This window comes from Nocardia sp. NPDC004582, from assembly GCF_053602115.1.
Genome location: NZ_JBSGCY010000187.1, coordinates 1 through 10,595 on the forward strand (window position 1 = coordinate 1; position 10,595 = coordinate 10,595).

A 10,595-nucleotide genomic window follows, 5' to 3' on the forward strand; every position below is an offset into this window, starting at 1 on the left:
GCCGCCGACCGCGCCGCCGCCGACCGCGCCAACCAGGTCGGCCAGAGCCATCGCCCGCACAAGGTCCAGGACTCCTCGCCGCCCCCGCGCCGCCCCCAGCCCAACCGCTCCGACACCCAGACCACCCGCCCCAGCGGCTCCCGCTCCGAGCTCATCGAAACCGTCGTCGACCGCGCCATGTCCCAGCTCGGCGTCGTCTACGCCTGGGGCGGCGGCGACGAGGACGGGCCCACCCTCGGCATCCGCGACGGCGGCACCGCCGACAGCTACGGCGACTACAACAAGACCGGCTTCGACTGCTCGGGCCTGATGATCTACGCCTTCGCCGGCGTCGGCGTCTCCCTACCCCACTACTCCGGCTACCAATACACCATGGGCACAAGGGTTCCCGTCTCCGAACGCGCCCGCGGCGACATGCTCTTCTGGGGGCCCGGCGGCTCCCAGCACGTAGCCCTCTACATCGGCAACAACAAGATGATCGAGGCCCCGCAATCCGGCGACGTCGTCAAGGTCTCCACGGTCCGAGAAGACGGCATCATGCCCTACGCCGTCCGCATCATCTCCTGACCCACCCCCGCCGCACCTTCGCGGCGCTGTGGAATTCGAATCCACCCGGTAGCAGCTTCAATCCCCGGTCGCACTCGAGGCGAGCGTGATCACCAATCCTCCGTCGGGATGGTTGGTCGCGGTCACGCGAGCGTTGATGCGCAGGGCCAGCGTCTTCACGATGGCCAGACCCAGGCCGCTGCCGCCGTGGGTGCGCGCGGAGTCGGCCCGGCTGAACCGATCGAAGGCGTGCGGCAGGAAGTCGGGATCCATTCCGGGGCCATGGTCACGGACCCGGACGAGCACGGTCGAGCCGGTGGTTTCGACGCGGATTTCGATCGGTGGTGCGCCATGTTCGAGAGCATTGTCGAGGAGATTGGTGACGATCCGATCGAGGTCATCGGGATCGGCGCGAACCCGTACGTCCGCGGGACATTCGAGGGTGATGTCGCGAGCTGCGTCGCCGTGACGGATGATCGCTGCCTCCAGCACATCTCGGAGATTCACCTCGGGAATCGGGTCGCCAGGGTCGCGGGGTCTGTCGGCGGTCGCCGCCAGCATGGCCTGAGCCAGCCGTGACAAGCGTTCGACCTCGTCGAGTGCCGACCGCAAGGCGCTGGTCAGCTCCGCGTTGCCACGTGGGCGGCGCAGCGCGAGTTCGAGTTCGGTCGTGAGCAGCCCGAGCGGAGTGCGCAGTTCGTGACCGGCGTCGGCGACGAATCGGCGCTCGCGGTCGACCGCGGCATGGAGGCGCGTGAGCAGATCGTTGAATGTGTTTCCCAGGCGCGAGATCTCGTCGTTCGCGGGTGGGACCGGAAGGCGTGCGGCCGGATCGACCTCGGTGATGGCCGCCGCACGGGCGCGCATCCGTTCGACCGGCCGCAGCGCCGCCATCGCGAGCCAGTACGCGCCGACCGCCGCGGCGATGAGCACCAAGGGGAAAGCGACGGCGAGTTCGCGCGAGAGATCGTCGACGGCCGCGTCCCGGTCGGAGAGGGTGACGGCGACGACCACCACTCTGTCGTTCGGCGCCCCGGTCGCCGCGATGCGCACCGGTCCCTCGAGCGTCCCCGCGGTCGGGTGGTCGACGATGAGCGTGCCGCGGCGCGCGGTGGCCAGCTCGGACGGTGAAAGTACCGACCTCGCTCGCAGTTCCGCGGTTGTGGCGACGACCTGGTCGTTCGAATCGAGTACCTGCACGGCGGTGTCCTGGCTGGGTCCGGGCAGGGTCGGCTCGACGGCCGCGGCCAGGGGGCGTAGTTCGGCCAGTTGATAGATCGCCGATTCCGTCACCGCCCGGTCGAGGAAGGTCCGGGCGTGCGACACCGTGGCGAAGCCGATGATCGCCAGCACGATCGCCATCATGAGGGTGAACGCGACGGTCAACCGAATCCGGAGGGGCCAGCGGCGAATCATGGTGTGAGGCTTCCGCTTCGACCGCCGTCGGTGCGCAGTCGATATCCGGCGCCGCGGACCGTCTCGACCGAGCTGACCCCGAAGGGCCGGTCGATCTTGTCCCGCAGCCCGCGCACATGCACGTCGACCACGTTGGATCGCGATTCGTAGGCGAAGTCCCAGCAGTGCTCGGTGAGCACCTCACGGGTGAGCACCGCGCCGGGCTGCCGGGCGAACATCTCGAGCAGTGCGTATTCCTTTGCCGTCAGCCCGATTTCGGTGTCACCGCGCCAGCACCGGCGAGCGACGGTGTCCACCCGGAGATCGCCGACGGACAACACCGTGGGGCGCGGGGCGGGGCCGCGCCGGATCAGGGCGCGGATCCGTGCGAGCAGCTCGTCGAGGTGGAAAGGCTTGGTCAGATAGTCATCGGCGCCCTCGTCCAGGCCGATCACCCGGTCCTGGACGGCCCCGAGGGCGGTGAGCATCAGTATCGGAACCGCGATGCCGTCACGACGGAGGCGTTTGCATACCTCGAACCCGGAGTATCCGGGCAACAGCAGATCCAGGACGACCACGTCGTAGGCGCGGCTGGCTGCCGCGCCGTAGCCGTCGGGCCCGTCGCCGGCGATATCGACGGCGTAGCCTTCCTCCGCCAGGCTGCGGCGCAAAAGCCGCGCCATCTTCGGTTCGTCCTCGACGACCAGCACGCGCATCGGTGCGCCGCCTCCCATCTTCATCCCAGCTTCATGAATGGCGGATAGACCTTGGGTAGGCAGCCCGTCTCATCCCGACCACTGCCACCCCGCGACGACAGGAAACGCCATGCCTCATTCTGCTCGCCGAACCGTCCGCACCGCGGTGGCATGCGCCGCACTGCTGGTAGCGAGTTTGGCGGCGTGCTCGAACAACAGCGACAACCGCTCGGGTAGCCCCGCGGTCGTGCCGACTGGGGGTCTCCACAAACCGGTCGCTACCACCGACGCCGACTGGAAACCGGTCACCGACGTGCTCGGGCGTACCGGAACATTCGGCGACAACAACACCGTCTACCGGATCCCGCTGGTCCGCTCGGATCTGCACGTGCAGTCCCAGGGCGTGGACATCAAGCCCGGCCTGTCCCTCGGCGGCTACGCGGCGATGGGCAAATTCGATGACGGCGCGATGATGATGGGTGATCTCGTGCTCACCGAAGCCGAGTTGCAGCAGGTCACCGACACGATGCATGCCAACGGCATTCAGCAGACCGCCCTGCACAAACACCTGCTCGAACAGTCGCCGCAGGTCTGGTGGACTCACTTCCAGGCCATGGGCGATCCCGCGCGGCTGGGCAAGGAGTTGGCGGCCGTGCTCGCCGCAACAGCGATCTCTCCCGCCGCCGCGCCGCCCGCCCAGCAACCGCCGGTCGATATCGACACCGCCGGCGTGGACGCCGCGATGGGCCACAAGGGAACCGCTGACGGTGGTCTGTTCAAGTACAACCTCGCCCGCGCCGACACCATCAGCGACAACGGGCACGTCCTGCCACCGACCTTCGGCGTGACCACCGTCGTCAACTTCCAGCCTCTCGGCGGCGGCAAGGCCGCCATCAACGGCGACTTCGCCCTGACCGCAACCGAGGTGAACAAGGTCATCGAGGCCCTGCGCACAGGCAATATCGACGTGGTCGAGCTGCACAACCACATGCTCACCGACGACCCGCACATCTTCTTCCTGCACTACTGGGCCGTCGACGACGCCGTGACGCTCGCCCACGCACTGCGCCCCGCGCTCGACGCCACCAACCTGGCGAAGTGATCGGACGGGTCGTCCCGTGCAGTACGCTCCAGAAGCCGTGGATACGCAGGCCGTAGTCGGAACTCGCGGAGCGGGGGGAGCTTGTTCCCCGGCGGCGTGACGAGGGACGATAGCCGCATGGAACTGACAGCGGTGCCCATCGAGAATCCCGATGAGCTCAATGTCATCATCGGGCAGTCCCACTTCATCAAGACCGTCGAGGATCTGCACGAGGCCCTGGTCGGCACCGGTCCGCAACTCCGGTTCGGGCTGGCCTTCTGCGAAGCCTCCGGCCCTCGCCTGATCCGCTGGTCGGGAAACGACGACAGCCTCGTCGAGCTCGCCACCAAGAACGCGACCGCCCTCGCCGCAGGCCACTGCTTCATCGTCTTCCTGCGCGACGGCTACCCCGTCAACGTTCTCAACGCGATCCGCGATATCCCCGAGCTCTGCACCGTCTTCTGTGCCACCGCCAACCCCGTCGAGGTCCTGATCGCGGAAACCTCGCTCGGGCGCGGCATCATCGGCGTCGTCGACGGTGCGCCGCCCCTCGGGATCGAAACCGAGACCGACCGCGCCGACCGGCACCGACTGCTCCGCGCCATCGGCTACAAACTCTGAGTTCCGGCTACACCGCCGGTCGGGACGCTCATGCGGTGATGATTCTGATCACCGTTGCGACGAGATCGCCGTCGGGATCGCGCAGGCGCGGGAGCGACGCCCTGTTCCGCAAGAGTGATCCCAGAGTGAGATCTACCAGGTCAGCACCGACCTGTTCGGTGGAATTGCGCCCGCCCGGCTCGAACCATGTCCACGCCCACTGCGCGGCGCCGAAGATGAGCAAGCTCCGGATACTGGTGTCGACGGGCTGGAAGTCGCCGGATGCGATGCCCGCCTCGAGCACGCCGCGCAGGATTGCGATGTAATACCTGCGCAGCTTGCGCCCCTCGGAATCCTCCTCTTCCTGGCCGAATCGGGCGACCTCGCGCTGGAATGCGACGGTCGGGTTCCGGTCGTGTACCTGATACAGCATGGCGGCATACAACAACCCGGCCAGCTGCTCGGGTGGTGTCGAGAAAGCCGACACGATTCGTTCGGCTTCGTCGACACGGCGCCGCATATAGGAGACATGCAGCGCTTCCAGTAGCCGCGCCTTTGTGCCGTAATGGTGCACGATCAAGCCTTGGGAGATGCCCAGCTCGCGTGCTACATCGCTGAAACTCGTTCCGTCGTAGCCCTTTTCGGCGACATGGCGCGTGAAGGTATCGAGAATCGCACCCGACTTGCCGGGTCCCGCCGCACGTTCATTCATCGATCCCGCCCCTCTTCGTCCGCATTTTCCAACACCCCTGAGAACCGATCGACCGCGTGCACTGTCGTTGACTGAGTGCGCAGTCAGTATTAACCCACGAATGCATCGCATGACCGGCTCCTCCGATAGCCCCACCGGCGGGCGCGCATGAATGCGGGTATAGCGGCATACGAGGACCCGGCCACGGATTCCGAATCCTTGTTGTCGGCGGAGCAACTCCTGGCCGCGATCGCCGGGCGACTGGCCGAACCGTTCCCGCTCGTCACCTGGGCGCGAGAGCTTGGCGATCTGCACGCCGCATTGATTTCGGCGGTTCTGAATCCGCGGCGGAACGCGCCCGAGGTCACCGAGGCCGCTTTGTGGGCCGATATCGCGAAGGTCATCGACAAGATCAATTCCTGGGCCGCGGCCTCCGTCCGCCACAGCCGTTGCGCCCGCCGCCACACGCACACCTTCGGTGAGGTCATCAGCCACGTGGCCAAGACCTACGCCGAAGCGTGGTGGACCGTGCTGCACAGTGACTGCGAGGACCTCCGGCACTCGGCCTGGGTTCACCTCGGCGAAGTTCGTGACGGCTACGCCCACCTCATCAGCGACATCCGGGCGGGGCGCGTCCAGCTCCCACTCGGCTGGCGAGGCATCCGGCAGACCCAGCCCGCAGGCTGAAGGCCCACGCGACCGGATCGCGGTCGCGTCGGGGTATCTGCCCGAACCGCTCCGGACCGGCGAGCTGCTGATCGGATCACGCCGGTCTCGGGTTCTGACCGAACGTCACCGAGCCCGCCTGGCCGCACCCGCGCGGCGCCGTCGGAGGAGAGCCGACGGCGAACCTCTCATGCGGGTCTAGGGCGCGGGCGGGCCGCCGAACCGGTGGCGCCACCGGTAGTAGGCCGCCTCGGTGACCTGAAGGACCCGGCACCCGAGCATGACCAGCATCGCCACCGGAATCAGCGGCGCGGAGATGACGCTCATGGCCGGACTTCCTGCACCGCGGCTTCGGCTCGAGCCTCGAGGATCGCGAGCAGGACCTTGCGGCACACGGATGTGCCCGGCAGATGTCCGGGGAGCGTCAGCACGGTGCAGGCTCGGGCCCGCCGGCATTCCTGGACGAGATCGACGAAGACAGGGGGCAGCGTCGCGGTCTGCGCACCCAGCTCATGGAATACCGTGCCGAGCGCGTACCCGAGCGACTTCGCGGCGGCTCGCAATATGCTGTCGCTGACGTTCGGGTCTCGGTTGCTCAGCAGGTCGTCGCGTACGTATCCGTAGGCGAGCGGCAGCAAGGCAGTCATCGACGCGGTCGGTCCACCCGGCCGGCCACCGAGGTGGTGCCCACTTCGAAGACCGGAAATCCGTCCTCACGGCGACTCGGCTTGAAGTACACGCGCACCGCCCCGACGTAGATCAGCGGCACCTCACCTTCGAGGGACGTGTAGACCCACGGGCCCTCGTCGAGTTCGACGATCGCGATGGTCAACGGTGTCGACACGCCATGCGGATCACCCCGGCGGTACACCATTCGTGAGGACACGATCGAACCGGCGCCGGACGAGGGCACCCAGTCGAGATCACCGGACGCACAGGCCGAACAGGCGGGAGTGAACGGCCCGAAGAGCTTGTCGCAGGCCGCGCAACGCCGGATGGCGAATGTTTCTTCGACACCCCGCGCGTCGTCGTCGAGGACACCCGCTGCGTACTGGGCATTCGCTAGTGACATGGAACCGAACCCTTCCGTGGACCGGTGCTGGTGGATTTCGGTTCAGCATCGTCTGTCGGGGGTTATGTGCACGACGGTGAAATGGCCACTGGGTATACCTATTTTTGCCCCGGAAACGCGGGGCGCGCGATCAGCGCCCGGGCTGTGCCGCGTCCACGATCCACGCCGCGACCTGGGCGCGAGCGTTGAACCCGAGCTTGGCGAGGATGTGCTCGACGTGCGCGTCGACCGTGCGCTGAGCGATCACCAGTTGGGCCGCGATCTGCTTGTTGGTGAGCCCCTCGGCCACGAGAACCGCCACCTGGCGTTCCCGTTTGGTCAAAGTCGTCGCGGCGGCGCGGGGTGCGTCGGCCGGTTGTTCTTCGTTCAGGGCGTAGGCGACCGCGGCGTTGACTCGCATCGACCGCCCGCGTCGCCACGCCGCATCGAAGCGCGCCGGGCCGAGCGCGCCACGCACGACACGCTCGCAGTCGAGGTGGGCTTCGACCATCTGGGGGAAGTAGATCGCCACGCCGGGGGCGGTCCGCATCATGTTCGCCGCCGCGCCCATCAGCACCGCGGCTCGCGGATCGTCGGCGCCGGCGGCGATCCAGGCCAGCACCTCGAGATCGAGCGCCGCGACGAGCAGGCTGCGTACGCGCCGGTTGAGTCGCAGCGATTCCCACAGCAGATCCTGGGCGCGGGAGCCCTCACCCTGCTGATACGCCGCGATCGCGGTCATTCCCAGCGCGGTCGACCGGAACAGCGACTCCCCGCACTCCTCGGTGATGGACAGGATCCGTTGATAGCACCGGGCGGCATGCTCGGCGTCGCCCTGCTGCGCGTAGGCCACACCCAGCAACAGCAGCGCGGAGACGTGCAGACATCCTCGCGGTTCGGAGCTCAGCACCTCGATGGCTCGATTGATACACGACACCGCGTGCCGGGGGTCGTTGCGATAGAGCGCCAGATCGCCCTCCGCGTAGGCGATCAAGGCTTGATTCATGGGTGTGGGATCGCGCTCGGCGAGCACTCGCCCTTGGGTGAGCAGGGCGGCCGCGGTCTCGAGGTCCCATTGCCGGGTGGCCATGAAGATGCCGGCGTGCAGCGCCCGGACCTCGTCGGTCGTCGACCGTGCGCACGGATGGGCCAGGGCGCGCTCGAGCCAGCGGCGGCCCTCACCGAACAAGCCGCGGAAGCTCCAGAACGTGAGGGAGGCGGCGCTGATCCGCATCCCGGCCTCGGCCGACTGCTCGGTCTGGTCGGACATGCAGAATTCGAGCGCCGCGCGGATATTGGCCTGCTCGCGGTCGAGCCGGGCCATCCAGTCGCATTGGCGGTCGCTGATCCAGTCGTCCTCGGCGTCGAGCACCAGCCGCCGGTACCAGTCCCGGTGCCGGCGCCGGAGCTGCTCGTCCGCGCCTGCCTCCCGCAGCTTGTCCTGCCCGTAGTCGCGGACGGTGTCGAGCATCCGGAAGCGGACCGCGCCGTCGGGTTCCTCCCGGATCACCACGGATTTGTCCACGAGCCAGGACAGCACGTCGAGTGGTTCCTCGGCCGCGTCCGCATCGGCGCCGCACACGGCCTCGACGGCTTCGAGTTCGAAACCGCCGGCGAACACCGATAATCGGGCCCACAGCCGCTGCTCGGCCGGGGTGCACAGCTCATAGCTCCAGTCGATGCACCAGCGCAGGGCCTGCTGCCGGGTCGGCGCGGTGCGGTGCCCCCGGGTGAGCAGGGCGAACCGGTCGGTGAGTCGCTGCAGGATCTGGTCCGGCGACATCGTGCGCATCCGAGCCGCCGCCAGTTCGATCGCCAGCGGCAAACCGTCCAACCGAGCACAGATCCCGGCCACCGCGGCCTTGTTCTCCTCGGTCAGCTCGAAGCCGGGCACGACCGCTCCGGCGCGATCGGCGAACAGCGTCACCGCATCGTATTTGCGCAGCTGCCGCAGCGTCGGCTCGCGACCGGCGGCGGGAACGCTCAGCGGCAGTAGCCGCTGCACCGCTTCGCCGCCGATATCCAGCGGTTCGCGGCTGGTGACCAGCATCCGCAATCCCGGGCACTCCGCCAACAACGTCTCGGCCAGGCCCGCCATCGGCCCGGCGACCTGCTCGCAATTGTCGACGACGAGCAGGGTTTCCCGGGATCGCAGAAACTCGACCAAGGCGTCGTGGACCGGCCGAGCCGAATCGACCCGCACACCTAGCGCGGCCGCGACGATGGGAGCCACCAGCGACGGGTCACGCACGTCGGCGAGGTCGATCGCCCACACCCCGTCGGCGAAATCGCGTTGCGCCGCGGAGGCCGCCCGCAGCGCCAGCCGGGTCTTGCCCACGCCGCCCATCCCGGCCAGCGTCACCAGCCTCGATACGGTCAGCAGTTGCTTGAGGGCGCTCAACTCGGCGCGCCTGTTGATGAAGCTGGTCAGCTCGGGCAGCAGCGTGCGGTTGGGTCCGGTGGTTCGCGGCGAGGCGGCGCGCTGTCGTATCCGCCCGATGGTCGCGCCGAGCTCCGCCGCGGAGGGTCGTTGCCCGGGATCGCGGTGCATCGCCGCTTCCACGAGGGCGCACACGTCGGCGGGGAAGCCGCGAGCGCGCAGGTCGCCGCCGTGCGGCTCGGGGGCGGCCGGTCCGGTCAGGGCGTAGCGCAGGGCGGCGCCGAGCCCGTAGACGTCGGTGGCTGGAGTCGGCCCGTGGCCTTCGGCAGCTTCCGGCGCAGTGCCGGGCGATGCCGTCGGGGCGTCGGGGGTGGCTTCGACACCGCCTGGGACACACTCGATTCCGAAGTCGGCCAGGGCGGGTTCGCCATACTCGGGGAACAGGATATTGCCCGGTCTCACATCGCCGTGCACGATGCCCAGCCGATGCGCGCTCTCGAGCGCCCGGGCGATCCCGGCCCCGACCTTCAGCACCTCGTCGACGGGAAGCGAACCCCGCTGCCGGATCCGTGCGTCGAGCGAGTCCGCGGGGTGATACGGCACGACCAGGTAGGGCCGACCGCCGCTGGTGACACCGGTCGCCAGCAGGGTGACGAGATTGGGATGCCCCGTCAGCCGGCCCAGAGCCTGCTGTTCCCACACGAACCGCGCCCGGCTCTCGCGGTCCAGATCCCCGGTCAGGACCTTCACCACGACCGTGCGATCCAAGCCCGCTTGCCGGCAGCGGTAGACCACGCCGAAACCGCCGCGACCGATCTCTGCGGCGTTCTCGAAGCCGAGATCACGCAATTCCTCCGCTACCGTCGGGCTCATATCCCGGCGGAGAGGTTTCGCGGCGTCGTCGATCATCGGCCGCGCGCCATCCTCACGGTATGGCTGCGAGCATCGAGCATGATCGACTTACCTTTCGACGGTGTCCAGCCTAGCGCCGTCGAATAGCAGACATGCAGCTATTCGGTGGACGACGTGGTTGACGGCTGCCCGCCGCGGTGCCGGCGGCGACGACGAGATCGCGACCGCGACCGTGTGCCCCATGGGCAGCGGTCGGGATCCGGTCTGGAACACGCTGCGTAGGAACATGATTCACGGTGGATCCGAACGGTGTCCGTGCAGCTGGCGGGCAGAATCGACCGGCGACGTGTACGGAGGCGTCGGGATCCCACCTTCGTGGCAGTGTCGGATGAGCGGGTGTCGACGGTCGATCGATCACGGCTGGATCGGCGAGCGGTGCGTGCTGTTGGTGACCGCCCAGCGCAAGGCGGCCCGGCGCATGGAGGACTCGTCGGCGTAGCCCAGCAGCTGTGCTTGTTTGCCCCGGCTCAGCGGCCCGGTTGCCTGCGCCGCGCCGAGGCGAGCCGAGCGGGCCCGGTCCAGCTCACGTCGCCACGTCGTGCCGGCCTCGGCGAGCCTGCGCTGCAGGGTGCGCGGGC

The 10,595-nt window shown here is 68.3% G+C and carries 11 protein-coding genes and 1 pseudogene; 4 read left to right on the top strand and 8 right to left on the bottom strand.

What is annotated here, in order from left to right; translation table 11 throughout:
- Positions 1-567 (top strand): NlpC/P60 family protein (locus ACWELJ_RS31125; protein WP_452369667.1); only part of this gene is annotated, 567 nt, incomplete at its 5' end.
- A 57-nt stretch (positions 568-624) separates the two neighbouring features.
- On the opposite strand, the gene ACWELJ_RS31130 is transcribed toward ACWELJ_RS31125, so the two are convergent.
- Positions 625-1,962, bottom strand: coding sequence for an ATP-binding protein (locus ACWELJ_RS31130; RefSeq protein WP_452369668.1), 1,338 nt, complete (start codon positions 1,960-1,962; stop codon positions 625-627).
- Positions 1,959-2,681 carry a response regulator transcription factor gene (locus tag ACWELJ_RS31135; RefSeq protein WP_452369669.1) on the bottom strand — a complete coding sequence of 241 codons (723 nt, stop codon included), beginning with the start codon at positions 2,679-2,681 and terminating at the stop codon, positions 1,959-1,961. Before ACWELJ_RS31135 ends, ACWELJ_RS31130 begins: the two co-directional genes overlap by 4 nt.
- Before the next feature lie 85 nt (positions 2,682-2,766).
- On the opposite strand from ACWELJ_RS31135, the gene ACWELJ_RS31140 reads away from it, so the two are divergent.
- Together ACWELJ_RS31140 and ACWELJ_RS31145 are read left to right on the top strand one after the other, a co-directional pair.
- Entirely contained in the window at positions 2,767-3,738 is a 972-nt protein-coding gene (locus tag ACWELJ_RS31140; protein ID WP_452369670.1) for a DUF1259 domain-containing protein, read from the top strand.
- Positions 3,739-3,855: 117 nt separating this feature from the next.
- On the top strand, positions 3,856-4,338 hold the full coding sequence (locus ACWELJ_RS31145) for an adenosine-specific kinase (RefSeq protein WP_452369671.1): 483 nt from the start codon (positions 3,856-3,858) through the stop codon (positions 4,336-4,338).
- 28 nt (positions 4,339-4,366) lie between these two features.
- Here the strand turns inward: ACWELJ_RS31145 and ACWELJ_RS31150 are convergent, their stop codons facing one another.
- Positions 4,367-5,029, bottom strand: a complete 663-nt coding sequence (locus tag ACWELJ_RS31150) for a TetR/AcrR family transcriptional regulator (protein WP_452369672.1) — start codon at positions 5,027-5,029, stop codon at positions 4,367-4,369.
- Between the two features lie 147 nt (positions 5,030-5,176).
- Here ACWELJ_RS31150 and ACWELJ_RS31155 point away from each other — a divergent pair, with 147 nt between their 5' ends.
- Positions 5,177-5,695 carry a hypothetical protein gene (locus tag ACWELJ_RS31155; RefSeq protein WP_452369673.1) on the top strand — a complete coding sequence of 173 codons (519 nt, stop codon included), beginning with the start codon at positions 5,177-5,179 and terminating at the stop codon, positions 5,693-5,695.
- Between the two features lie 177 nt (positions 5,696-5,872).
- On the opposite strand, the gene ACWELJ_RS31160 is transcribed toward ACWELJ_RS31155, so the two are convergent.
- The 5 genes and pseudogenes from ACWELJ_RS31160 to ACWELJ_RS31180 form a co-directional block, all read right to left on the bottom strand.
- The gene (locus ACWELJ_RS31160; RefSeq protein WP_452369674.1) at positions 5,873-6,001 is read right to left on the bottom strand and encodes a hypothetical protein; all 129 of its coding nucleotides are present in this window, start codon (positions 5,999-6,001) and stop codon (positions 5,873-5,875) included.
- Positions 5,998-6,321, bottom strand: a complete 324-nt coding sequence (locus tag ACWELJ_RS31165) for a hypothetical protein (protein ID WP_452369675.1) — start codon at positions 6,319-6,321, stop codon at positions 5,998-6,000. The genes ACWELJ_RS31160 and ACWELJ_RS31165 overlap by 4 nt, the downstream gene beginning before the upstream one ends.
- Positions 6,318-6,746, bottom strand: coding sequence for a Zn-ribbon domain-containing OB-fold protein (locus tag ACWELJ_RS31170; RefSeq protein ID WP_452369676.1), 429 nt, complete (start codon positions 6,744-6,746; stop codon positions 6,318-6,320). The genes ACWELJ_RS31165 and ACWELJ_RS31170 overlap by 4 nt, the downstream gene beginning before the upstream one ends.
- 130 nt (positions 6,747-6,876) lie before the next feature.
- Complete coding sequence (locus ACWELJ_RS31175) at positions 6,877-10,014, bottom strand: protein kinase domain-containing protein (protein WP_452369677.1); 3,138 nt, start codon at positions 10,012-10,014, stop codon at positions 6,877-6,879.
- Positions 10,015-10,371: 357 nt separating this feature from the next.
- Positions 10,372-10,595, bottom strand: a pseudogene (locus ACWELJ_RS31180) (AraC family transcriptional regulator); the annotation flags it as partial.